This window comes from Lactiplantibacillus plantarum, from assembly GCF_014131735.1.
Classification (GTDB): domain Bacteria; phylum Bacillota; class Bacilli; order Lactobacillales; family Lactobacillaceae; genus Lactiplantibacillus; species Lactiplantibacillus plantarum.
This window is the reverse complement of sequence record NZ_CP039121.1, coordinates 2,215,877-2,240,941: the sequence shown is the minus strand read 5'-3', so window position 1 is coordinate 2,240,941 and position 25,065 is coordinate 2,215,877. Positions and strand designations below refer to the sequence as shown.

27 protein-coding genes are annotated in these 25,065 nt (G+C 41.6%); all 27 read left to right on the top strand.

The window, feature by feature from the left end:
* The 27 genes from E5260_RS10525 to E5260_RS10395 all read left to right on the top strand — a co-directional run bounded on the left by E5260_RS10525 (nucleotide 1) and on the right by E5260_RS10395 (nucleotide 25,060).
* A complete protein-coding gene (locus E5260_RS10525) occupies nucleotides 1–411 on the top strand; it encodes a hypothetical protein (protein ID WP_129560430.1) in 411 nt (136 codons plus the stop codon).
* Nucleotides 412–559: 148 nt separating this feature from the next.
* Nucleotides 560–865, top strand: a complete 306-nt coding sequence (locus E5260_RS10520) for a hypothetical protein (protein WP_003641386.1) — start codon at nucleotides 560–562, stop codon at nucleotides 863–865.
* A gap of 255 nt (nucleotides 866–1,120) precedes the next feature.
* The gene (locus E5260_RS10515) at nucleotides 1,121–1,429 is read left to right on the top strand and encodes a hypothetical protein (RefSeq protein ID WP_025015701.1); all 309 of its coding nucleotides are present in this window, start codon (nucleotides 1,121–1,123) and stop codon (nucleotides 1,427–1,429) included.
* The gene (locus E5260_RS10510; RefSeq protein ID WP_003641389.1) at nucleotides 1,413–1,583 is read left to right on the top strand and encodes a hypothetical protein; all 171 of its coding nucleotides are present in this window, start codon (nucleotides 1,413–1,415) and stop codon (nucleotides 1,581–1,583) included. Before E5260_RS10515 ends, E5260_RS10510 begins: the two co-directional genes overlap by 17 nt.
* A complete protein-coding gene (locus tag E5260_RS10505) occupies nucleotides 1,552–2,064 on the top strand; it encodes an HNH endonuclease (RefSeq protein ID WP_033607701.1) in 513 nt (170 codons plus the stop codon). Before E5260_RS10510 ends, E5260_RS10505 begins: the two co-directional genes overlap by 32 nt.
* A gap of 5 nt (nucleotides 2,065–2,069) precedes the next feature.
* Nucleotides 2,070–2,402, top strand: coding sequence for a hypothetical protein (locus E5260_RS10500; RefSeq protein ID WP_129560429.1), 333 nt, complete (start codon nucleotides 2,070–2,072; stop codon nucleotides 2,400–2,402).
* Between the two features lie 163 nt (nucleotides 2,403–2,565).
* Nucleotides 2,566–3,021: a phage terminase small subunit P27 family gene (locus tag E5260_RS10495; protein ID WP_003641392.1), complete on the top strand. Its 456-nt coding sequence runs from the start codon at nucleotides 2,566–2,568 to the stop codon at nucleotides 3,019–3,021.
* A 9-nt stretch (nucleotides 3,022–3,030) separates the two neighbouring features.
* Complete coding sequence (locus E5260_RS10490) at nucleotides 3,031–4,929, top strand: terminase large subunit (protein WP_003641393.1); 1,899 nt, start codon at nucleotides 3,031–3,033, stop codon at nucleotides 4,927–4,929.
* A complete protein-coding gene (locus E5260_RS10485; protein ID WP_003641394.1) occupies nucleotides 4,919–5,113 on the top strand; it encodes a DUF1056 family protein in 195 nt (64 codons plus the stop codon). Before E5260_RS10490 ends, E5260_RS10485 begins: the two co-directional genes overlap by 11 nt.
* A 2-nt stretch (nucleotides 5,114–5,115) precedes the next feature.
* The gene (locus E5260_RS10480) at nucleotides 5,116–6,279 is read left to right on the top strand and encodes a phage portal protein (RefSeq protein ID WP_003641395.1); all 1,164 of its coding nucleotides are present in this window, start codon (nucleotides 5,116–5,118) and stop codon (nucleotides 6,277–6,279) included.
* Complete coding sequence (locus E5260_RS10475; RefSeq protein WP_025015702.1) at nucleotides 6,257–6,997, top strand: head maturation protease, ClpP-related; 741 nt, start codon at nucleotides 6,257–6,259, stop codon at nucleotides 6,995–6,997. The genes E5260_RS10480 and E5260_RS10475 overlap by 23 nt, the downstream gene beginning before the upstream one ends.
* A gap of 14 nt (nucleotides 6,998–7,011) precedes the next feature.
* On the top strand, nucleotides 7,012–8,244 hold the full coding sequence (locus E5260_RS10470; protein WP_003641397.1) for a phage major capsid protein: 1,233 nt from the start codon (nucleotides 7,012–7,014) through the stop codon (nucleotides 8,242–8,244).
* A gap of 72 nt (nucleotides 8,245–8,316) precedes the next feature.
* Nucleotides 8,317–8,649 (top strand): head-tail connector protein, encoded by a 333-nt coding sequence (locus E5260_RS10465; protein WP_025015703.1) that lies wholly within the window; start codon nucleotides 8,317–8,319, stop codon nucleotides 8,647–8,649.
* A complete protein-coding gene (locus E5260_RS10460) occupies nucleotides 8,639–8,986 on the top strand; it encodes a phage head closure protein (RefSeq protein WP_003641399.1) in 348 nt (115 codons plus the stop codon). Before E5260_RS10465 ends, E5260_RS10460 begins: the two co-directional genes overlap by 11 nt.
* Before the next feature lie 2 nt (nucleotides 8,987–8,988).
* A complete protein-coding gene (locus tag E5260_RS10455; RefSeq protein WP_003641400.1) occupies nucleotides 8,989–9,396 on the top strand; it encodes an HK97-gp10 family putative phage morphogenesis protein in 408 nt (135 codons plus the stop codon).
* Nucleotides 9,396–9,776 (top strand): DUF806 family protein, encoded by a 381-nt coding sequence (locus E5260_RS10450; RefSeq protein WP_003641401.1) that lies wholly within the window; start codon nucleotides 9,396–9,398, stop codon nucleotides 9,774–9,776. Before E5260_RS10455 ends, E5260_RS10450 begins: the two co-directional genes overlap by 1 nt.
* 15 nt (nucleotides 9,777–9,791) lie before the next feature.
* Nucleotides 9,792–10,445: a phage tail protein gene (locus E5260_RS10445; RefSeq protein ID WP_003641402.1), complete on the top strand. Its 654-nt coding sequence runs from the start codon at nucleotides 9,792–9,794 to the stop codon at nucleotides 10,443–10,445.
* Between the two features lie 76 nt (nucleotides 10,446–10,521).
* Nucleotides 10,522–10,896: a phage tail assembly chaperone gene (locus tag E5260_RS10440; RefSeq protein WP_025015704.1), complete on the top strand. Its 375-nt coding sequence runs from the start codon at nucleotides 10,522–10,524 to the stop codon at nucleotides 10,894–10,896.
* Between the two features lie 44 nt (nucleotides 10,897–10,940).
* Nucleotides 10,941–11,126 (top strand): hypothetical protein, encoded by a 186-nt coding sequence (locus tag E5260_RS10435; protein WP_003641404.1) that lies wholly within the window; start codon nucleotides 10,941–10,943, stop codon nucleotides 11,124–11,126.
* A gap of 29 nt (nucleotides 11,127–11,155) precedes the next feature.
* A complete protein-coding gene (locus E5260_RS10430) occupies nucleotides 11,156–16,309 on the top strand; it encodes an NlpC/P60 family protein (protein ID WP_003641405.1) in 5,154 nt (1,717 codons plus the stop codon).
* Between the two features lie 73 nt (nucleotides 16,310–16,382).
* Nucleotides 16,383–18,155, top strand: coding sequence for a phage tail domain-containing protein (locus tag E5260_RS10425; protein WP_003641406.1), 1,773 nt, complete (start codon nucleotides 16,383–16,385; stop codon nucleotides 18,153–18,155).
* Between the two features lie 63 nt (nucleotides 18,156–18,218).
* A complete protein-coding gene (locus tag E5260_RS10420) occupies nucleotides 18,219–20,633 on the top strand; it encodes a phage tail spike protein (RefSeq protein WP_003641407.1) in 2,415 nt (804 codons plus the stop codon).
* A gap of 16 nt (nucleotides 20,634–20,649) precedes the next feature.
* Complete coding sequence (locus tag E5260_RS15515; protein ID WP_003641408.1) at nucleotides 20,650–23,403, top strand: carbohydrate binding domain-containing protein; 2,754 nt, start codon at nucleotides 20,650–20,652, stop codon at nucleotides 23,401–23,403.
* On the top strand, nucleotides 23,396–23,635 hold the full coding sequence (locus E5260_RS10410) for a hypothetical protein (RefSeq protein ID WP_003641409.1): 240 nt from the start codon (nucleotides 23,396–23,398) through the stop codon (nucleotides 23,633–23,635). The genes E5260_RS15515 and E5260_RS10410 overlap by 8 nt, the downstream gene beginning before the upstream one ends.
* 3 nt (nucleotides 23,636–23,638) lie before the next feature.
* Nucleotides 23,639–23,800 (top strand): hypothetical protein, encoded by a 162-nt coding sequence (locus tag E5260_RS10405; protein ID WP_003641410.1) that lies wholly within the window; start codon nucleotides 23,639–23,641, stop codon nucleotides 23,798–23,800.
* On the top strand, nucleotides 23,784–24,851 hold the full coding sequence (locus E5260_RS10400; RefSeq protein WP_003641411.1) for a phage head spike fiber domain-containing protein: 1,068 nt from the start codon (nucleotides 23,784–23,786) through the stop codon (nucleotides 24,849–24,851). The genes E5260_RS10405 and E5260_RS10400 overlap by 17 nt, the downstream gene beginning before the upstream one ends.
* Nucleotides 24,848–25,060: a hypothetical protein gene (locus tag E5260_RS10395; RefSeq protein WP_003641412.1), complete on the top strand. Its 213-nt coding sequence runs from the start codon at nucleotides 24,848–24,850 to the stop codon at nucleotides 25,058–25,060. Before E5260_RS10400 ends, E5260_RS10395 begins: the two co-directional genes overlap by 4 nt.
* Nucleotides 25,061–25,065 lie beyond the last annotated feature (5 nt).

Here is a 25,065-nt window from a genome sequence, read left to right as displayed (position 1 = left end):
ATGCTAGCAGAATGGAATTTTAAAGTTTATCCTCAGAATCTGGAGTCTCTAATGTCAGCTGTTTTAACTTTATCTGCTACTCTAACTGCAATATTTGTGGGGTTTGTTTCTATAGTGTTGAGTTTGCGAAAAAATGTAATTTTTCATGCTTTGGACTTAGATTTGAGTATGTTGGAAAACTTAATGTTAGGAACATTTGCATATTTAGCATTATCGTTTGAATCACTTTTGGGATTCTTTATAAGTAGTTCAATGGGATCCTTCAGAATTTTTATGACTATCTGGTTTGTAACTTTGTCGCTTGCATTTGGTGTCACTATCTCTCTTCTAAAAGACCTAGCCTATATATTACATGGTCAGTGGAAAAAGAGGCAAGAAAATAAAGATATATATCCAGATAAGAAAGACTAATTAGATTTTTTTGTTTATAATTCTCCAAACTAGCTCTCGCTTATTGGCGGGAGTTTTTTGATACATAAATTTAGGAGTGACGTCACGCCAGTGTGGGTGCAATTTACACAAAGCAATAAAGTAGAATAATACGGAAGGTGGCAGATAAATGGATAAGTTAAATCAAGAGGAAGCAACCACACTAGGCCGATTTATCGGAGACCTATTAAACCTAGCACATTGGCTATTTACAATAGCAGTATCCAATGGACTATTGTGGCTGGCTGGTTTATTATTGCCAATACTATCCGGACCAGTTATTAGCATACTGTTGGAGCTAGCATTATGGGCATGTATATTCCTAGCTGGCCTTATCCTAGTTGGCAACATATTAGCCTATTACTACGTGCTATACTGTGAACGCAATAATCTAGACCGATTTATCAAGCAAGCTAAAAAGGAATCAGGTAAGTAGAATGATGGCCTCACATAGCGACCACGTTGGAGTGTTATATTCAGACAATCGACAGGTAATTAGAATGGAGGCATCACAATGAATAGGGAAGACAACAAGGCTATTGAGAATGATTGGAAAAAAGTTAATCTAGAACTATTCGGGGTACAATATCCATTCTGTTCAAGCAGTGAGGCAACTCATAGTAAAAAAACGGTGGATAGAAACAAATAAGCCTGAATAGTATTCAGACTTTTTTTATTGGAGGAATCAAAAGTGACATTAAAAATCGTGTTATGTGGAACGCTAAGAGATGTTGAAAAGCGGATAGTACTTGACTATGAAATAATGTCTAAAATTTATCCTCAAGCCAATGTGGTTAGACATGGCCATACTATTGAAATTAATAGCACTTGGATTAGCAAGTATATCTCAGTTAGACAACTTAAAAATATTGATGGGCTAAAGCCAAGATATATGGAAGCTGATGTATCTGCATTCTTAGTAGCAACATCAAAGCAAATGAAACTCGCAACTGAATGGTATCAAAGTGTGTCGGTGATTAACTATGGCAAAGATGATTAACACAAAGTATGGCTACGTCACGCCACAAGAAGCGGAGATGGATGCCCACTTAGATAAATGGATGAAGCGTCGTGCTAAACAGCATGGCGCTTTTAGTTTGGAAAAGAAACGGAGAAAGCAACATGCCAAGGACAAGAAGATGCCGCTATCCTAACTGCCATGCGATGGTCACTTTCCCTGACCACTATTGTCAGCAGCACTATGAGCATGAAGCTGAGTACTTGGCTAGTCGGCAACGTTGGGCACGTAGCAATGATAAACAATACACACACAAGTACAACACGGTTACACGTTATCGTAATGAAGACAAGCGTCAACAATACAGCTTCTATCGGACAAGGCAATGGTCACATCTAAGGCAACGAGTCCTAGAGCGTGACCATTACTTATGTGCTTACTGTAAAGTGCAAGGCGTTATCACGCCTGCTAAGACAGCCGATCATATTGTGCCAATTGAGTTTGATGAAACGTTGAAAGCTAACGTTGATAACTTAGCTGTAATTTGTGGGAGCTGTCATCGTGCTAAGACGGACTGGGAACAATCATACTATGGCACCGGTCAAGGAAACGAGTTGCAAAACGTTACGCCAATCAATGATGTATCAGCAATCGTTGTGTTAATGAATGAGGAGTGATGAATGTGGAACGTTCTAAAGAAGAATATGAAGCTATTGCAAACGAGATATTAGCAGTTCTTATGAACCCTGAATCGTTTGCATCATTTAACGAAACAATTAATGATTATAACGCTTTTGGAATTAAATACATTGTCAAATTGGTAAATGACAAGTCACCGGAATTAATGAGCTGTGTTTATGATAAATATAGATTCGTGGGAAAATCAGAATTAGAAGTAATTGGCAAAGTCGCACGATACGTCTATCAACACACGACCATTAAGAAGGATGGAGAATCATATGAAGTAGTTATGCCAGATGTTTTAAACCAGTCTAATTGGCATCCTAAGGAATAATAAAACAATCATGTATAATTGGTCGCAACGGTAATTAAAACAACCCCCGCCCCCTCATACGACGCGAGAAGAGCACACACATTGCCGTTATTTTGTGATAGAAACAATTTTTGAAACTTTTTAGGTAGGGGGGGTCACCAAATAATGAAAGGAGAGATTAGTGATGAAAAAGTCGGATAAAGACGTCAACGACGGGCAATTAACGCGTACACCGCCAGCTTACTTGGGCCGGCAAGCTAAGGTCGTTTGGCGTCGATTAGTGCCTTTTTTAGAAGACAGTACCCCGGTTAAACGCATTGATAGCGGGCTTGTAGAGCAATATGCTTCCCAATATGAGATTTATCGCAATGCGTATAAACATATCCAGGAAAACGGTGAAGTCCAAGCAATCTATAAAACGTTACAAGATCAGACCGGTAAAAAAATCGGTCAAGACTTCGTGGGTTACAAGCGTAATCCCATGACACAAATTTACGATTCAGCGGTTAAAAATCTGACTAAACTAGGCGCTGAACTAGGCTTGTCGCCAAAATCGCGTAGTGATTTGTTAAAGCTGAATTTAGATGATCATAAAGACAAACGCAGCGTCGCTGATCGAATGAAAGAGTTTTTAGGATAGGCGGTAATTATGAAAGTTGATCTAACACAAACACACGATGTCTTGGGCGTTTACCAATCAATCGATTGGCAACCCATTAAAACGCGTTATAACGATGCTGGTACCAAATACGCTTTCTCAGTTTTAGATGGCGATGTTGTTACCGGTTATTTGATTAAGCTAGCTGCACTACGACATTTGCGTGATTTACAGCGTCAGGGAAGTGTTGACTTTCCCTTCCATTATTCAACCAAGAAAGTTTCACAGGTTTTGAAGTTTGCAGCAATTTGCCCGAATGTTGATACTGGTGAACCCACAAAACTAATGCCATGGCAAGAGTTTATTATGGCAATGCTGATTGGTTGGCGTAATGATGACGGTGGCAAGCGCTTTTCGCGAGCAATTGTTTCCGTTGCGCGGGGGCAAGGTAAAACTTATCTGATGGCGATTATCACTGCCTATAGTTTTTTAATTGAGTCATTGGGACTATCTAACCAAGACTATCTAGTTTCATCAATTAATTACAAACAAACGAGCAAGATTCTGGGCTACATTAAGTCAATGCTTGCTAAGATTGCAACTATTGAGCCATTTAAAACACTAATTCAAGATAGTGGATTAGATACACGGACGCTGTCCTCACAGGCCGATCAAGTCACAATGAGCAAGACTAATAACAAGCTACGGGCGATTAGCCATGAGGCTGGTCAGTATGACTCATTTCACTTTACAACTGCTATTTTTGATGAAATTGGTGAAGTAAGAACACGGCAGAAGATTTCTAAAATTGTTTCGGGCCAAGTTAAGGTGCGTAATAAGCAATTTATTCAAATTTCAACGGCATATCCTGATCCCAATGTCCCATTTCACGATGATGAGCGTATGATTCAGCAAGCCATGGAACAAGATTATTTGCGCGATGCTGATACATATTTGGGGCTTATTTGGTCGCAGGACAATCTGGACGAAACTTATAAGCCCGATATGTGGGTTAAAAGTAATCCCTTACTAGATTTACCAAGCCAACGAGAAGTGTTGCTGAACGGCTTGACAGATAAGCGCGATTCTGACGCTTTGTCGGGCACACTCAACGATTTCCAAAACAAAAACCTTAACTTGTGGCTAGAACAATCGACCGACAGCTTCTTGAAACTGCCTGACGTTGAGCGAGCTATTATATCATCATTTAGTTTTGATGATCGGCAAGTTTATATTGGTTTTGATTACTCGATGTTTAGTGATAACACGGCGCTAGCGTTTGTATTTCCTTATCGTGATAATAATGACAAACCACGATGGTTTATTTATCAGCATAGCTTTATTCCCTGGCAGAAAGCTGGTTCGATTGAAGCTAAAGAAAAGCAAGACGGTATTAATTATCGGAACTTAGCTCAAAAGGGATTTTGCACAATTAGTAGCCATCCTCAAGGACTAATCAATGACGAGCAAGTTTATCAGTGGTTACTTAACTTTGTTGAGCGGCATCGACTGGAAGTTGTTTTCTTTGGTTATGATGCGTGGGGGCTAACACCCACAATCAAGCAATTGGATTTGAATTCAGGGTGGCCATTGCAAGCCATTCGGCAGCGGACTAGTGAATTGAAGGATCCAACTAAGTTTTTGCAGACGATGTTTGTTGAAGGCTCGGTAGACCGCTTGGATGATCGAATTATGGAAAAGGCATTACTAAATGCTGAAATTTATGAAGACAAAATTGGTATTCAAGTCGATAAAGCTAAGGCCACATTGAAGATTGATGTGGTAGATGCGTTAATTGATGCCTTATTCCAAGCCATGTATCACTTTGAAGACTTTTCAGACGTAAACAATCCTGATAAACAGGTCGAACGTATGAACGAAAAACAAGTTCTTGAATGGTTTAATAACCCGGAGTCAGGATTGCTAGGAGATGATATTGATGATTTTTAAACAATTTTTTGCAACTATCTGGCATTATTTTGATGTACTGTGTTTCATTCTAGGCATGATTGCTGGGGTATATGCAGCCTTTTTATTGGGGCAGGCACAGGGCGTTCTAGCAATTGCTGTAGCTTTGTTTTTAGTTGGCTGGCTTTCGGAAGTCGTAACAGCTGGCCAAAAAGGAGGTGATTAACAATGCCTTTTTTTGAACCACCAACGGCAATAAATAATTCAGTTAGTATTCAAAGCGTGCCAGTAGAAGACGATAATATCGTTAATTTTCTGTCGCCAACTAGCAATAATGAGTATGTTAGTGCCAAAGATGCTTTGGAAAATTCAGATATTTATTCAGCGGTTAATCAAATATCTGGAGACTTGGCCACGATACAATTAATAGCCAATATGCCACGAGCACAAGGAATTCTAAACAATCCTAGCACGACAGCTAATGGGCACACGTTTTGGCAGTCTATGTATTCACAATTGTTATTGGGTGGTGAATGTTTTGCATATCGCTGGCGTAATCCTAATGGCTTAGATCTGCGCTGGGAATATTTGCGACCAAGCCAAGTGCAAACCTACTTATTAGATGATGGCAGTGGTTTAACCTATACGGTTACCTTTGATGAGCCTAATTTGGGCGTTCTTCAATATGTACCACAGTCTGACATGATTCATATTCGTTGGGCTAGTACCGATGGCGGTATGACGGGTAACAGTCCATTAAAAGCATTATCGAATGAGTTACAAGTCAAGAGTTCATCTAACAGTTTAACGTTGGCTGCATTAGCGCGTTCAATTAGTGCTCCTGGCGTCCTATCTATTCAGCACGGTGGGCTGCTGAGTGAGAAGATGAAGGCCAGCCGTTCACGTAACTTCATGAAACAGGTGAACAAGTCAAACGGTGGCCCGGTAGTTATTGATCAACTTGAAGATTACAAGCCACTAGAAATGAAAGCAGATGTTACTAAGCTGTTAAGCCAAACAGATTGGACGAGTAAGCAAATCGCTAAAGTCTTTGGCATTCCTGATAGCTATTTGAATGGCCAAGGCGACCAGCAAAGTAATATTGACCAAATTAAAGGCATGTACACGAACGCCCTTAATCGCTATTTACAGGCGATCTTAGCTGAGCTGGATAATAAGCTTAACGCTAAAATCACGGCCAATATACGGACTGCTGTAGATCCATTGGGAGACTCATTTGCAGCTACTCTATCAGGGTTAGCTAAAGATGGCACAATTGCTAATAATCAAGCAACTTGGTTATTACAGCAGACTGGTTATTTCCCAGATGAAATGCCTGCTGCTCAATCGGGAAAAGGAGGTGATAATGATGACAAAGAAAGTGATGATTAAAGGCGATATTGTTGATGATCAAACAGCCGGTTTCTATCAGTTCTTTGGAATGCCAGCAGTATCACCTTCGGGCGTTGCTGACATTTTAAATGATGACGATGACACTGACGATGACGACGGTGATGATGAAGCACTTGAAGTTGACATTGCTTCCAATGGCGGCGATGTTTTTGCGGCTAGTGAGATTTACACTATGCTAAAGAATTATGCTGGCAATGTAACAGTTAATATTCAAGGCTTAGCCGCTAGTGCGGCAAGCGTGGTTGCTATGGCTGGCGATCATATCAACATTTCACCAACTGCTCAGATTATGATCCATAAGGCTTGGTCACAACCAGCTGGTAATGCTGACGATCTGGAGCATGAAGCCAGTATTTTAAATGGCATTGATCAATCGATTGCCAGTGCTTATGAAGCTAAAACTGGCATGGATCAAGCTGACTTGCTACAGCTAATGGCAAATGAAACATGGTTAACCGCTAGTGATGCCGTCGATAAAGGCTTCGCTGACGAAATTATGTTTACTAATGATCAACAATTGCAACCGGTGAATGCTATTTCACATATTCCGCCTAAATCTGCAGTTAACAAGCTGCTGAATCTCATTTATAAGGCGGATAAGGATAAAACTAAGCCATCTAAAGAAGAAAATACTACTAATAGTCAATCTGCTGAATTACGAAACAGCAAATTGGCTATTTTATTTGGCAAAAATTAAAAGGAGGCCAACTAATGGCTAATATCAATACAATGAATGATGCCTGGATTGCCCAAGGGCAAAAGGTGTCAGACTTGAACGATAAGTTAAACGCAGCTGTCCTTGACGACAGCTTTGATCAAGAAGAATTTAAAGCAATGAAGCAAGATCGCGACAATGCGGTTGCCCGGCGTGATGCTTTACATGAACAATTGGAAGAAGAACGCAAGGCTCAAGAAATTGCCAATATGGATGACAAGAATAAGACCCCACTTGATGATGACGAAGAAGACATCAAAGCCAAGTTCATTAAGAACTTCCAAGGCATGATTAAAGGTGACCCTAAAGTTATGAACTTGGTAACTTCTTCTACCGACGAAGCTGGTAACGCAATTGGTTTGACTATTCCTCAAGATATTCAAACTGCAATTAATACACTGGTTCGTCAATATGACAACCTTCAACAATATGTTAATCGGGAAGCTGTTAGCACCCAGACGGGATCACGAGTTTTTGAAAAATGGTCAGATGTCACTCCATTGATTGATTTAGATGATGAAACAGCCACCATTGGTGATAATGATGATCCAAAGCTTACTTTGATTAAGTATGTAATTCATCGTTATGGTGGAATTACGACGGCAACAAATTCATTATTGAAAGATACTGCTGACAACCTTATGGCATGGCTTACCCAATGGATTGCTAAAAAGGTTGTTGTTAGTCGTAACACTAAGATTATTGAAGCCATGAATAATGCGCCAAAGAAGCCAACCTTAGCTAAGTTTGATGACATCATTGATATGATCAACACGGCTGTTGACCCAGCAATTAAGGCAACATCGTTCTTGTTGACGAACACGTCAGGATACAATGAGTTATGCAAGGTTAAGGACGCTATGGGAAATTACCTATTGCAACCAGATCCAACCCAGCCGGACCGCATGATTGTCCGCGGTAAGCGAGTGGTTATGATTGCTGACAAGTGGTTGCCAAATACTGGGACGGCAGCGGCACCAGTTTATCCATTGTATTATGGTGACTTATCACAAGCGGTTACTTTATTTGACCGAGAAAATGCGTCATTGTTAACGACTAATATCGGAGCTGGCGCCTTTGAAAAGGATCAAACTAAGATTCGTGTGATTGATCGTTTTGATGTTGAAGCTACTGATACGGAAGCCTTTGTTGCAGGTTCGTTCAGTAAAATTGCTGACCAACCGGCCAACTTTGCGGCGAGCGCTGCTACAACGACCCCTGCTAAGTAATTAGCCAACTATGTCGCCAATAAATACACAGTACAGTGACAATCTGGGCGGCTAAGTAAGGATGTGATTAAAGTGGCAGCCGATTTAGGAACATTAAAATCATCTTTGCGAATTGACGGGGATGATGATGACGAGCTGCTAAAAGGTTATTTGTCTGCAGCCACTAGCTACATTGAACAGGCCATTGGTGATGAAAATGGCGTTACGGGGTTCTATGAAATGGAAGGCGTGAATGACTTGTTTGAAACTGCTGTTTACGCCTTAGCTGGTTCATACTGGTATTACCGGACATCAATCACTTCAAACACCGTTAATCCAGTTGACTTAGTTGTTGATTCAATCATTGGCCAACTACGAGGTCTGTATAATCAAAAACAGGATGAGGTGGACGACAATGGCAATTAATAGGCTAACTCCAGTTGACTTTAACCAACGTATACAGATTGGCACTGTTAAAACTGTTCAAAATCCTATTAACGGAACTAGCAAACAGACATTTGTTAGTCAGTTTAGTTTATACTGTGTATCCTATACACGATCGATTGCATATTCATATCAACTCACAACTGAGCAATTAGAGCAAGTAGTGGTCATTATTAGGCACAATCCTAAAGTTTATGAAGGCATTAAATGCCAGTATAAAGGTAAACTTTACGATGTCATCAATGACAGCATGGATGATTCTAGTAATTATCTGTCTTGCGATTATTTGACGCTTAAACAGGTCACTAAGGGGGCCTAGCTATGGCAAACGATGATATGGCCGACCAACTAGCAAGCTGGCTTAAAGACGTCCATAAGCTAGTTCCCAATGAAGCTGAACAGGAGCGGATAACCAAAGCCGGCGCTAAGAAGTTAGCTGATAACTTGACGGAAGTCACGAGAAAGAAACACTATTCAAATCATAAAGACGAGAAGTACGGACACATGGCTGACAACATAAGCTATAACAGCAACGATATAGACGGCGAACACGATGGGAGCTCAATTGTAGGGTGGACTAATAAATACCATGATATGAACGCCATGAGGCTAAACGATGGGACTAAACATATTAGGGCTGACCACTTTGTTGATGAGAACTTAGCCGACAGCCAAGATGATATCTTTAACGCCATGCTAGATGAATATAAGAAGGAGGACGATGACTAATGCTATTACCAGTATCACAGGTAGCCAGCCTAGTTAACGCCCTCAATTTAACGTGGCTAGATAAAGTCTACCTTAATGAAATACCTAACGAAGATTTAGACAACACTACTAGTACAGTCATGCTATTGCAAGAGACCGATTCAAGCCCGGCCTACCTTGCAAACAACACGTTTAAAGGGTTAGCAATGGGTGTTGAGATTCAAATCTTCTACAAGGTTAACCTAGCCGATGACTTTAACCCATTGGAAGCTGAGATAGCTTTGATGAAAAGCCTTAAAGAGGCCGGCTGGTTAATTGTATCTAGTCAGCACCACACAACTGACCCGGATACCAACCAAGTGACCAAAACAATTTATGTAACTAAAAATGAAATGATTTAAAGGAGAGATATTTAAATGTCAAAACACAACATTGTAAAAGCAACTTTTGCTTTGCTAGATGATAATGGCGACTTAATTAAAGACGCTACCAAAGGTCTATCTACTGACGGAATCTATGTTGCCGATCACAATGGCGAAGGTTTCAGTCAAATCAATGTGACTGCTATCGAAGCGGCCGGGACGCCTGGTTGGGGGAATGGACAAATCAAACGAACAGCTTATGGTAAGTCTATGCCCACGCTGGCTTTAACCGCCTTAGATTTGGACTTCAAGATTAACCAGATGCTAAAGGGGTTCACACAAAACACCAATACAGGTGCCTGGGTTCGTCAGCTACCTAAGCCACATGTTGCGATGATTGCCGAATCACAATCATTAGATGGCGACATCTCAATTTATGAATGCTTTAACAATATCGAATTCGTTGAAGAAGCATCTAATAACAGTACTGATACCAACAGTGAAGCTGCTTACTCAACTGTCCTAAATGGTACCGTCTTAACGCCATTAAAGTCTAACATTTTCTTAGCTGCCAACGGGGTACAACAACCTTATATGATTGCCAAGTCAACTGATACTAACTTCGACCTAGACAAGCTTATGGCTGAAACGTTTGGCGGCTACACTAAGTCAACAAGTGGCACAACCGGTGGAGCGACTGGTAAATAGAACTAATTATCTAAAGGCTTCCTTAATTTGGGTGGCCTTTTTACATACCTAAAAATAAATGAAAGAGGTAATTTTTATGAAAATCAATGCTAAAAACTATTTTAAAATCAACAAGACGGCTGATGTAACGCCAACTAACAATATCATTCGATTAGCTACCAAAGTTCAAATTGGTATGTTGGAATCACAAGACACCGAAAAAGAAGTTACCGAACTAGACGCAATGAAAAACGGCCTAGAATTACAGGACGAAATGACCAGCTTTGTACAACGGGTTATGGGCTACACTGACAAGCAGATGGAAACGATTAACGATACCATCTCAATTGAACGGTTTGGCGAAGGTGTCGGTTACCTAATCATGCGGTTAAACGGTATCTCAGACGCTGATATTAAACTGTCTGAACAGAAGCAACGTAAAGCCATCGAAGACGCTAAGTCGTCAAAATAAGCCGGCACAAACGTAACGGTGAGCTTAAAAAGGAAGTCTTAAAGTTGAAAAACCAACAGGAAGACTTCAACTTACTAGCTAAACAATTATTAACCGAGGGGTTATCACCGAAAGAATTTGATGATAGCTCATTTTTTAATATGATGGCTAGTTTAAACGCTCGTAAAAAGGAAGACCGTGCTGAACTGGTTGACCCACTAGAATCCATTAATCAAACGTATGGCTTATAAGCGTTTGTGCCTAAAAGGAGGTTAAATAAATGGCTAAAAAAGTAGTCGGCCGTGAGATGACTAGTAAGGTTGGCCTAGATTCAGCAGAAGCTGTTAAATCACTCAAGACGTTGACAGCTGAGGTTAGAGCCAATACTAGCGGCTGGAAGGCTCAAGAGACGGCCTTAAAATCAGCTGGAGAGTATCAAAAGGCGGCCGCATCTAGGGTAGACGGGTTAGCTAAGTCAATGGAGATGCAAAAGTCTAAAATTGATGAGTTAAAGTCCCGTCAAGCAGGCTTAAACAGGGATACTAAAGATGGTGAAGAAACCTATCTAAAGCTGTCTGACCAGATTAACAAGGCAAGTCGGTCATACGACTCAATGGGTGGTCAGCTAGACCGGGCCAAGTCAAAGCTACAGTATTACAATTCAGGCTTAGCAGACCTACAAAAGGGCTATAAACAGAGTACAGCTTTAAGTGAGTCCTATGTTAAGCGCCTAGAAGCCGAAGGTAGGTCAGCCGAAGCCAACAAGGCTAAATTGGGTGGTTTAAAACAGGCCTATTCTAACATGGAGGCTCAGTATAAGGCCCAAACTAGCGAACTGGAACGAATTAAGACGGCCAGCGGTGCTACTAGTGACGCTTATAAACGTCAGCAAGTGCGTGTTAATGAAACCGCAACAGCCATGGCTAAAGCTAAGACTAGCCAAAACGAGCTACTTAAAGCGATGGAAAAAGAACCTCATGGATTTATGCACGGTGTTCGTTCTAAGCTTGATAGCATTGATGACAAGGCTAAGAAGACATCTCATTTATTCGGTACAATTCTAGGCGCCCATTTAGTTGCTAATGGGATTACCAATGCTTTGTCAAGTATGACGGAATCTTTTGGCGAACTTACTAGTGCTGTAACAGAATATGATAACAAACAACGCACAATGACGGCCACATGGACTACTTTAACCGGTTCAAACGGAAAAGGTAAACAAATGGTCGACATTGGTAATGGGTTAGCTTCGGCTTTCAATCAAAATATCAATGTGGTTGATGAACTTAACCAGTCGTTCTATCATGTGTTTGATAATGCACCACGGACTAAAGAATTAACTAAGTCCATCTTAACGCTGGGTGATACGCTTAACCTAAGTGATGAGAATGTTACCCGACTAGGCACTAACTTCACTCATATGCTATCAAGTGGCAAGATGCAGCTTGGCGACTTCAACATGATTAATGACCAATTGCCAATGTACGCTGAAAAGATGTTGGAGTTTGAAAAGAAGCAACAGCATAACAGTAAGCTAACCATGTCAACACTACGTGACCAGATGAGTGCCGGCAAGATTAGTGCTAAAGACGCTGAAGAAGTTATGAACTCACTTGGTGGTAAGTATGCCAAGGCTTCAGAAAACTTGATGAAGACCATACCCGGTATGGAACGATCAATCAGAACTCAAATGCCGGCGTTATTAGACGCAATTTACAAACCAATTGCCAATATGAAATCTCCGTTAATGGGCCAGTTTACCAAGTGGATTGGTGATAAGAATACTAAAGCTGAGTTTAAAGATGTTGGCAATGCGCTAGCCTTGCAGATTAACAACATAACTAAAGCATTTGCCGGTAAGAATTTCAACGTTGGCAATACGCTAGATAAAATGTTGGCTAATCTAGCAAAAGGCATTGATAAAATGGGCGCTAATATTGTTGCTCACAAAAAAGAGATTAAGTCATTCTTTAGTTCGATGAAGACTGCTTCTAAGACATCATTCAATGTGTTTGTACAATCCCTCAAGGACATCGAACCTATACTGAAGATTGTTGGTGGATTTGCTGAGAAGCACCCTAAAGTATTCGCTGGTTTAGCTTCTAGTGCCTTTGTAGCAAGTAAGGGTATATCTGCATTAAAGCTAGCCTTCAGTGGCTTAGACTTGGCGAAGGGCCTAGGTGGCAAGCTCAGCCGGCTTGTGTTCAAACCAAAGGTTGATGGCGCTGAAGGCAAGCGCGAACTAACCAAGTTTGCAAGTTTTGTTAAGCGTTCAGGAACTGGAATGGGGCACTGGTTAAAGATGGCTGCTAGTGTAACCACCACTAAGGCAAAAGGTGCGCTTAGTAGTATGTGGACACACACTAAATCAGTCGGTGGCAAGATTGGTAAGGGCTTGAAGTGGACGGCTAAGATCGCTTATAAGGGCGCTTCTAAGGCATTCAGTGTGCTAGGTGCTGGCATTAAAACACTAGGTAAGTCATTTCTATCATTGGGAAGGCTATTATTAGCTAATCCAATCGGCCTAGTTTTAACCGCTGTGGTTGCTTTAGGTGTAGCATTCTACGAGGCTTACAAGCACATTAAGCCGTTCCGTGAATGGGTTAACAAGACATTTAAGTCAGTGGTTAACTTTGGCAAAGGTATCGCTAAATGGGGTTCAAATGTTGGCAAGTCGGTAGGCAAAGCGCTAGGTAAAGTTGGCAACACCATGGGTAAATGGGCTAAAACCACTACCGGTTTCTTTAAAAAACACAAGACCGAGATATTAACTACTTTGATTAACCCATTTGCAGGCTTAGCTACATGGTTCTTAAAGGACACTAAAACTGGTAAGAATATTCAAAAGTGGTCTAAAGGTTTTAGCAAAGACATTCAAAAAATGGGCTTTAAGAAGGCGATGGACAAACAGGTCAATGACGCTTCTAAGGCGTTTAGCAAGACTAAGTTCGGCAAGTGGTTTAAGACCGTTTCAGATAGTTTCAACACTTGGAAGTCTAGCTTTAAAAAGAGCTGGAACGGTCACTGGTCAGCCATGGGTAAATCGCTCAGGAACAACTGGAACGGTTCCGTTAAGAACACTAGGAACTTCTTTAGCACCGTTGGTAAGAAGTGGAATGGCTTTAAAAACAGCTTTAGAAAAGGTTGGAACAGCCATTGGAATGCTATGACTAGGAACTTGCATGGTGCATGGAACAGTTCCTATAAGCACACTAGAGACTTCTTTTCTAGCATGGGTAAGAAGTGGGACGGTTGGAAGTCTAGCTTTAGAAAGAGCTGGAACAGCCACTGGAATGATATGCGTTCCAACTTAAACCACTACTGGAACAGGTCAATTAAACATACTAGAGATTTCTTTAGTAGTATGGGATCCAGATGGGTTGGATGGAAAAAGAGCTTTGCACATAGTTGGAACAGTCATTGGGACACCATGCGATCTAATCTGCATAGCTATTGGAACAAAGACTTGAGCCATACTAGAGTGTTTGGCCATTCAATGGGTGACTGGCTCTCAACATTCAAACATTCATTCAAATCAGGCTGGTCTAGTTTAGGAACCGGCGTTGAGAATATCTTCAAAGGTCTTTGGAAGGATTTAAAGAATTTTGCTAAAGATGGCATGAACGATGTTATCGACATTATCAACGGTGGGATTAATGCGGTTGATAGTGTCATCCATACATTTGGTGGTAAGAGGAAGACTATCGGTGATTTAAGCCATGTTCATTTTGCCGAAGGTACTGGTATGTTTAGTGGGTCGCGGAATCCGATTACACGCCCTACTATGGCAATGTTAAATGATGGTAATGATAGCCCTCAAACTGGCAACAAAGAAATGGTCATGCTACCTAATGGTGACTCAGGCATTGTTCAAGGCCGTAACACTAAGATGATGCTACCCGCTGGCACTGAGGTATTGAATGCCAGTGAGACAGCCATGTTAATGGCAATGCAAGGCGTGACTAAGTACGCTAAAGGGACTGGATTATTTGGTGACATTTTAAACAGTGTCACTAGTGGCATTTCAGGTGTGACTAGCTGGGTTGGTAAAAAGGTAGGCAGTTTAGAGAAGTTATTCAAGACCGCTGAAAATATTATTGCTCACCCAATTAAGTCACTAGAAAACCTGTTTAGTTGGTCTTCTAAGGGCGTCTCAGGTGTCATGAGTAACATTGGTCACGGCCTATTTAATGGTGTTGAAAAACAAGCTAAGACGTGGTGGTCAACCCTATGGGGCGGCGTTAGTGACAGCCTAGACAGTGGTGCTTCTAGTTCTACGCTAGTTAATGCGATGATGAAATATGGCGCCACAAACAAGTATGTTTACGGTGCTGAGGGCCCTAGTGCGTTTGACTGTTCCGGCTTAGTTGAGTACACGCTAAAGAAGCTTGGAATTAGCTTCCCACGGACTAGTGGCGAGCAGTATAGGGCGTCTAAGTATGTCAGCAATCCTAAACCGGGTGACTTGGTATTCTTTGGCCCAGGTGGTAGCGATCACGTTGGGGTATACACCGGTAATGGCGAGTTTTACAGTGCTGAAAATGAGCATGATGGTATGGGTATCAGTAAAGTTCATGGCGGTGGCTATGGGTCGTTTGCTGGCTATGGGCGAGTACCTGGTTTATCAGATAGCGCTAGCTCAGATAAGTCTTCTAAATCTAGTGGGCTGTTAGGCACCATTAAAAAGCAAGTTGGCTCAGGCTTTTGGAAGTTCATCAGCAAGTTAGCCGATGAGTTTGGCGATGGCGGTAGTAGTAACCCCGGTGGTTCAGGTGTTCAACGTTGGAAGCCAGACGTTATCAAAGCGTTGAAGAAGAACGGCTTTGAAGCCAGTGCTAGTCAAGTCTCGGCTTGGATGAAGGTTATTGCACGTGAATCAAACGGTGACCCGTCAGTGGTCAACAATTGGGACGCTAACGCTAGAATGGGTATTCCATCTAAAGGGCTGGTTCAAACTATCCAGCCAACATTTGATGCCTACAAGTTCCCTGGTCATAACAATCCACTTAATGGTTATGATGACTTGCTAGCTGGTATCCACTATATGAAGGCTAAATACGGATCAGGTGCTAGTGCGTTTGATCGTGTTAGTGGGCCTGAAGGTTACGAAAACGGTGGCATCATCAACACTAACCAGTTGATTGAGGTTGCTGAACACAACAAACCTGAAATGGTGTTGCCGTTGACTAATAAATCACGGGCTAACCAGTTAATTGCACAGGCTAGTCAGGTGGTAAATGGCAATACTAGCACACAGGTTGCGTCTACTAACAGTGAAAGTAATGAGAAGCTTGATAAACTAATCAGCTTAATGTCAGCCATTCTAGGCAACATGGGCAGTGTTCAAGCAGTCATTGCTAAATCCGATGTGGTTAATGCCGTTAAATCTGACAATAAGACAGCTTCACAGTATTCACAAATGATGGGCTATTAAAGCCATCAATCAAAGGGTCGTCCTTAAATGGGCGCCCTTTTTACATAGCTAAACTTAAAAAGGAGGTTAAATCGTGACCTTACAACGAGATGATTTTGAATATGCCAGTTTAAATAGCCGGGACGATTTACAAGTTGAGATGGGTAACGTGGTATTGCCTAGTGCACCGGCCATGGCTGAACAGGTGACTGATATACCGGCCATGTATGGCAATCAATTTAATGGCACCGATTTTACTAGCCGGACGATTAGTATACCGGTATCCATTTACTGTGCTGATAACCAAGATGCCTTTAATCAGATAATGCACAATTTAAGCGGGTTGTTGTTAAGTGATGACCCTAGCGATAATGGTAAAGAGTACCCACTAGTATTTGGCTTTGAACCTAAAGTGACATATTGGGGACATATTACCGCAATTAGTGACCCAGCCCCGATTAACACGGGTATGTATGACATGACGGTAACCATTACCTTTGTGCAATCTGACCCACGGGCAACCTTACCACAGGTTGAAACACCATTAAAGAACGGTTTAAATACAATCACTGTTGATGGTACCGCTAGAACAGAGCCGGTTATTCAGGTCATACCTAAGCGGGATTTAAAACACATTGGTTTCACCTTAAATGGTGGTGAATATGGACTAGGGCCAGATAGTGATGAGGATCAAGCGGTGGCAGTACAGCCTTACACGCAAGTTGTGAACAGCGACGTATTAAATACCATGGCTGAGTGGACTAATGATGCCAATGCCATTGCTCAGATGAAGACCGCCGGCAAGTACATTTATCAAGGTGAAGCTGATAGCAACCGAGATACCCAAGTGTTAATGGTCAAGCTAGCTAATGGGGTTAAACAGTATGGTAGCCATCAGCCAGACTGGTATGGTCCCGCTGTTCGCTTTACCGGTATGACTAACAGTTTAACCAATTATCGAGTTAAAACTAGAATCCACCACATTAAGCACTCAGGTACTCATAATGGGCGTGCAATGGGGCGCGTGGAAGTCCTGTTGTTAGACCCTAATGGGGCAACGATTGGTCGCTTTGGTCTAGCTGATACTAATTCTGGCGGTACACCAACTTGTTACTTACAAATCACTAAGCCGGGTGGCACGTTTGCCGGCGGTGATGGTAAACATGAGACGTTCTACAATGGCAAAGGCCCATCAGGTAGTTCCAGCAATGGCCGTGACCAGAAGATTAAAATTAAAACTGGCACTACGACTAAGACAGTGGTTAAAAGATCACGCAACAAGCATGGCAAAGTAACCACTAAAACCATTAATAAAAAAGTCGATAAGTATATCACGGTCGTCAACAAAGAAGAAAAGTCGGCGCTAAGCACTAGTTGGCTAGAACTCGACTTAATCAAAAATGGCAAGGTATTTAGCTGGTCAATCACGCAATACTACACCAGTGGCAGTCATAATGGGCAACCATGTAAAGACCCTAAACGGTTCCTAATTGTTCATGGGACATTTGTTGATAGGAATTCAGATTATCAATCGGCTTTAGGCGGTATCGGCGGAGTATTCTTTAAGCACTCGATTGCCGAGGATGATGAAAATATCGGCTATGAAAACCCGTTTATGTCAATCACCCACCTAGATATTTACCAAGTTAATGATGTAGCTCAGGACGCACCTAAGTACATTGCTAATGCCGGTCAAGAGATCGTGCTAAATTGTGAGACTGATAGTACCACGGTTGGCGGTAAGCTAGCTAGTCCAATCTGGTCAACGGACTATCCCAAGCTTAGTCCGGGGGTTAATAGTCTGACGATGATTGGTGACTTAGATGACGCACAAATAACGCTTAAATATCTACCCAGATTACTATAGCAACACTTAAAGGCTTACCACTTGGGTGGCCTTTTTACATAATTAAAATAAGGAGGTTAACAGATGGCTTTAAATAACCAGTATTTAATCCTAGATTCAAATTTAAAGCGAATTGGTACTCTAACTGTGGATGGTGCCACTAAGTTCTCTAATGACAGCGTCAGGATTCAACTAGCCGACTCAGATACAACTAGCACTAGCTATGATGATGACATCAACGTGGGTACTAATGACACGTTTAACGGCACGATTAACCTAAATGCTCAGTCTAAGAAGTTTGACCATCAAGGCTCATTAGACGTGCTTCAAGGTCAACCTGATTCAGACAAGGTAGTGGCTGGTAACAACTTAGCTTATTATGATGCCTTGTCGGGTCATTGGTATGTCATGCGTATATACAGCGTGGAAGAAAGCAATACCGCCGCTGTTAAACACGTCACAACGGCTAACTTTACCAACCTATGCTTGTACAATTTAGCTCATCATTATCCTATCGCTAATACAGCTAGTGCAAGTACGATTCAGACAGCTTTTAACGAGTGTTTTAATGCCACTGGATGGACGCTAGACTATCAGACGACTAATGTGATGACCCCAACGATTACCATTGACGGTAAAACGAAAGCTAGTACGCTGATTCAGACACTAATCCAGACTTATAACGTTGAGATTGACCCTTATGTTGAGATCGATAGCCAAGGTAATATCACAAAAAAGGTATGTGTCATTACTGATCAGCTTAATGCTGACGTGGTCTATAACGAGGCAGTATTCGGCAAGAACATGACTAGTATTAAACGGACAACGGTATCAACACCTATTACTAAGCTGATTCCTTATGGGGCAAACGGTAGCACGATTGCAGTGGTCAATAATGGTAAGCCCTATATCGTTGATGATGAGGCTAATCAGAAATATAACCCTGATTGGCAAGCCGGACTGTATTATGAAGCCATTGTTACTGCTAATCAGATTAGTAACTCAGCCGGTTTAAAGTCATGGGCTCAGGATATGCTTAAACTGTATAACCACCCTAGAACGTATTATGAGGTAAATGTAACACCTAACTTTAATCCACCATTAGGCGCCACAATTAGGTTTAAAGATGAGTTAATTGATCCGGTATTAGACGCTAGTGGCCGGGTTATTCAGCGGACAATCAGCTTTGCTAACCCTTATGGCAACACGGTTGGCTTTGGTGAGTATACAACTGTTCAAGCTGCCACCCCAGCATGGATGGAACAATACCAGAATGCGCTCAGTAAGGCGGTTGATGAAGCTAAGAAGGACGCTAGTTCAATTAAACCAGCTGCTTTAACACCTGACGGTAACAATTTCACGGATACTACGCAGACTAAGCGCTTAATCTTACAGGCTTGGGAAGGTAGCACCAATATTTCATCATATATTGACAGCAAGGGCTTTATATGGCGCCGTTATAATACCGATGGCACAGTCGATAGTAGCTATAAACAAACGGGCTACCTAATTAATGCAACTAGTAACGCTGTTGGTACCTTACACGGCACAATTGAATCCGACTATATCCAGGATGACCCCGAGATTAAGCTAGACACCACTGGGATTAGCTATTTAGGCGTCTATGGTCCCGATGATAATGGGGCGCATTCAGCGACCCAATATATGGCACGTTTAAGCAATGGGCAGTACCTAACTAGTCGGGCTCGTGATGACAGTGGGTCTAGTGATACCATGTTTGCTTTACAGGATAGCAAGTTTGCCGTGCAGTCAGTGATGTTACAAGTCCATGGGCAACATGGTGGGACATTCGGCGTGCAGGAGGTCAATAACACGGTCTATATCTGGAACATTGTGAGCTTAAAGAACGATGGTAATTACATTCTCGTGCGGTTCCCATATGTAGCGGGGCTTACTTTACAGCCTACCGATAGTCGTGTTCAACAGATTATGGCACTCAAAGGTTACGGCCGAATTAACTATGACCGTCAACATGATATGGTTTCAATCGGTTATAACAATGGTAGCACAGACATTCTCAAAGCTAGTGACCTGCTAGCCGGCAATTACAACGTGCTATACAACTTTAATATCACGGATTATGGGATTGATTTTAATAAGAATACTTACCAATCGGAGTGTTTAGACTTCCCATACTTCTACTTTGCGGCTGGTGGTGGTGAAGCTGAAACAACCGATGACCCCCATAAAGTATGGGCGTTAAATGTTGTGCATAAAGGAGCCGAGTTTGAAGCTTACTTTGACAATGATATGGTAATGCCCAACCTAACTGATGAAAGCCGTGAAGTGGAAACTTGCAACGTCTTTTACCAAGGCACACAGGCCTACTTGTTAGTGACCTTTAACACGCGGGTACTAGAAATTGACCCCTATTCAGTTGAAAAGGAAAAGGTGTACACAATACCCATTACGAAACGATCGGCAGCTAGTGTGATTGATAAGGGGACAATCAATGAAAATGATAGCACGGCTGATTAGAAGGGAGGTGAATTAAATGGCTGAATCTAACGCAACTCAGGTCATTCTAACCGATGATGGCATTAAAATTATCAAGGCTCAAAATACGGCTGACAATGCAGCTAGTCAGGCAGAAAATGCTGATAGTGCCGCTTTAATCGCACAGTCTACAGCGAATGCCGCTAAATCAGCCGCAGATAGCAATTACAACTACGCCAATTCAGAAATAGCCGTCCAGTCTAATGCTACTGCTAAGGCTCAAAGTACAGCTGATAATGCCTTTAGCCAAGCTCAAGCAATTGGTAGTCAAGCTAGTGCTGAAATAAACAGCAACTCTACAGCTACTGCTAAAGCTAAAAGTACGGCTGATAATGCCTTTAGCCAAGCAACTACAGCAATAGACAATGGCAAAGTAACTAGTCAAGCAGTGACAGACCTAAAAGACGGTTCCAAGCTAACGATTGCTGACCTAGAAAATGGACTAGCTACCAAGGTTGCTAACTCAGACTATGCTAGTTACAAGGTTCAGACAGCTAGCCAGATAGCGCAGAAAGTTGATAATGGTGCTTTCTCAGCCTATCAAACGACTACCGCTGACTTAATAGCCCAAAAGGTGGCTACTAAGGACTTTTCAGCCTACCAAGCTACAACTGCTAAGTCGATTGATAGTAAGGTGTCGTCTAACGACTTTAACACGTACAAGACACAGACTGCTGACCTGATTGATGACAAAGTTTCTAGCTCAGAGTATGCGTCTGACAAAACACAGACTGCCAGTGAGATAACTGATAGAGTAAGTAATAGTGCTTTTTCAACTTATCAAACACAAACAGCTAGCCAGATAGCCCAGAAAGTTGATAATGGCACCTTCTCAGCTTACCAAACAACTACCGCTGGCTTGATAGCCCAAAAGGTAGCTACTAGTGACTTTTCAGCCTATCAAGCTACAACCGCTAAGGAAATATCTAGCAAGGTAGAATCTAGTGACTTTCAAACTTATCAAACACAGACTAAGGATATGATTGCTAGCAAGGTTTCTAAATCAGATGCTAATAATGCCAACTTAATTCCATATTCAAGCAACTTTACTACCCCACTTACTGGTTGGACATTAATGAACTGGGGGGCAACTGACCGGAAACTATCAGTGACTACACATACTTTCTACCAGAACGGCACTGGGGCACTGCTTTATTTAAATACAGCTCAAAATGGTACTGCTGCCGCTGGCTCAAATCGTTTTCCATTATCACCAAATACAACTTATACATTCCAATTTAAAGCTTTTGCATCTTCTAATGTTGTCGGTGCAAATGTCTATTTGTTAACTAGGACTTATGGGTCTACTAATGATTACGATATCGTTCACGGACTGTTTACGAATTTGGTAACTTCTCCGTCACATATTGACCAGTATACGGTTACTTTCACAACTGGAGCTAATGATAACGAAGGCTATATTCGAGTTGACAACATCGGGTCTAATAATAGCGCTTCTTCTGGTTTATTCTTTACAGAGCTAAAACTAGAACTTGGTGGTGTGGCCACACCTTACGTATATGGTGGTCAAGACTCTATGATTTCTCAAATGTCTGATGATATTAACCTTAGAGTTACTAAAGATGGCTTGATTGACCAGATTAATATTCAGGCCGGTAATACCCTAATATCATCTAGTGGTCAACTAACGCTAGCTGCTGACACGATTTACTTTGATACTAAGAAGCCAGTTATAATTCCTAACGCGAATATTACTGATACATTAAACGGTAAAACATTCCATGATGGTGACATTATCAATGACGCTAACAATACTAGTAATTTTTATCCATTCACCATTGAACCTACTGGCAAAGCTTCCACGACACTCTTTAACTCAATGGACGCTCTAAGGACAGAGATGAGTGGTGGCGGACTAAGAACCATGTATCGCGCCATAAACTCTTCCGGAAGTCAATATGAAGCTTATGATGGCAATTTTAGTGGCGATATAATTTCTTTGAACTCTGGCTTTACTAATGGCAAGGATATGTCATTCTCACAATCTGTTTCCGGTAATCAATTAACTGGTCAGGTTATTCTTAGCCCATTAGATGGTATTCATTTATGGGGTAGTACGCAATCTATTCATTTTAGCGGCCTTCAAATGAACGGCACGGGTATTACTTTTAACAGTTATGGCAACATTATTGCAGACCAAGCTTCTACTTGGTGGCGAGTTACCAATTTTTCTGGATCTGATATTGCAAACTTTGGTACTGACACGGCTGGCTCTAATGTGATTCAGTTTAACCGTGAGCTAGATATTGGTAACTTCCACATCAATACCGGCCATACGTTTACTAGTGCTGATAACGGTGATATTCACTTTGCTAAAGGTGGAGGCGGTGCCGCTAACATCTATGCTGGTGCCGTTAACTATACTAGCTTAGTTAAATCGTCCCTATTAAGTGTCAAGCGGGACGTTCAAAAGGCTGATACGGCCTATTGGGCACAACTAGTTAACTCAATTGACTTGGCAACATACCAATACAAAACCGACGATAATACCAGTCATTCGCGATTATCTAGCATTGTTGACGACGTTAATGTAACAAAACAGTGGCAATTGCCAGATGTATTTATTAGTCGTGATGAAAACGGCAGGTTAAATGGGGTGGATGACAGTGTGCTTTTAAATGCCACCCTAGCTACGGTACAGGAACAACAAAAGCAGATTGACCAATTAAATGGTCACAACATGGAATTGGAAGCTAGATTAAACAAATTGGAGGCAAAATTAAATGGATAGCATTTTGATTACAAATTATAAACCAGATTACACGAACAATATTATGACTATTAGCATTCAAATTAACACGCTGGGGATCAGTTCACAGGTAAGTATTACCATGGATGAATTTAACACTGCCATTGCTGGAGGTGCCGGGGGAGCAGATAGGGTTAAATTGAAGGTGTTGAACACACTAATTGACAGTCTGACCGCTTTAAAGCCAGTTACCACAACCACACAGGAGGCTTAAATTATGAATATCGATGCACAGGCTTTGATTAACAAGCTGACGAGTAACTATGCCCAAGCGATTGCCCTTAAAGACCAGCAGTTAGCGATGGCTCAAGTTCAAATCGATCAGCTTAATGCCAAGTTGGCTGAAAAGGAGGCACCTAAAGATGGCGAAAACGCTTAGTTTTACCGATACTTCACCACAGACTGTTAAAATTGGCGATACCACCACTAGCTTTACGTTAATTTGTGGCAATGATAACGTGGCAACGGACTTAACTAATGCCACTTCAATTACCGTTAAATTGGGCAATGCTAGTGGCTATCTTAAATCAGCCACTATTGACCCAACTAGTTTAACGGACCCAACGACTGGTCAAGTTACCGTTACCTTTAATGCTGACTTGATGACTAGTTTACCAGCTGGCAGCTATTCCATTGAAGTCTGGGTGGTTGATAGTACTGGGACGTCAATCTACCCTAGTGATGGGTCAACTGGGTTTGCTATTACCAATAACATTCAAAGCGCCAATGGTAGCACGATTACCAAGATTACCTTTGATGACTTTGTTAAAGCAATGAATAAAGCCGCAAGCACAATTAAGTGTCCCAAGGGTGACAAGGGTGATAAAGGTGACACTGGCACTGTTGATAATGCTGGCTTGACCACAGCACCAGCTTTTGTTGAGCTTCAAACGCAAGTTGATAATAGTGCAGTTGGAACAAATTTATATGTTGATACTCGTGACTTTGACAATCCGAGTGCATGGGCTCATTGGGGGAGTTCTTACAAAACTGGAGAAAAATTTAAGGGACTAACAGTCATGGGAACGGAAGCTAATTGGTCTGGTCTAGGACAAATTATACAGGTCAAAAAAGGTGAGACTTACACCTTCTCAGCGTATGTGAAATACCAAAGTGGTACTGGAAATTCTAAAGTATTTTTTGCAACTGATAGTGGTCTTAATGTTGTCAGCATTGGGAACATACAGGTTTCTTTAAATGAAACATGGCAAAGGGTCACGGGAACTTTTACAATAATCGTAGACGGACAAATAAGTCCTCGTATTGAAAGAACTGATGACAACGCTAATACCTTGCTCATTGCGGGGCTAAAGCTTGAACGAGGGTCCAGGGCAACTGACTGGTGCCCTAATCCATCAGAAATTTTGACACAATCAGATTACGCAAAAATAAAAGCAGCTATTGTAGCGCTAGGAGGTTCTTTATCATGAGTTTTGATTTAAGCAATTTTTTAACAGAAGGGTTAATTGATAGTATTAACAATGGATTGATTCCATCTGATTTGGCAACTGTATATGCTGGCAATTATCTAGTAAAATCACTGATTACCCAAACTCAGGTTACTCAAATATCAGATGCAATTACAGCCTACAAAGCTGCACAGGTATCAGCTACCGTAGATAATAACAGCGTACAATAGGAGGT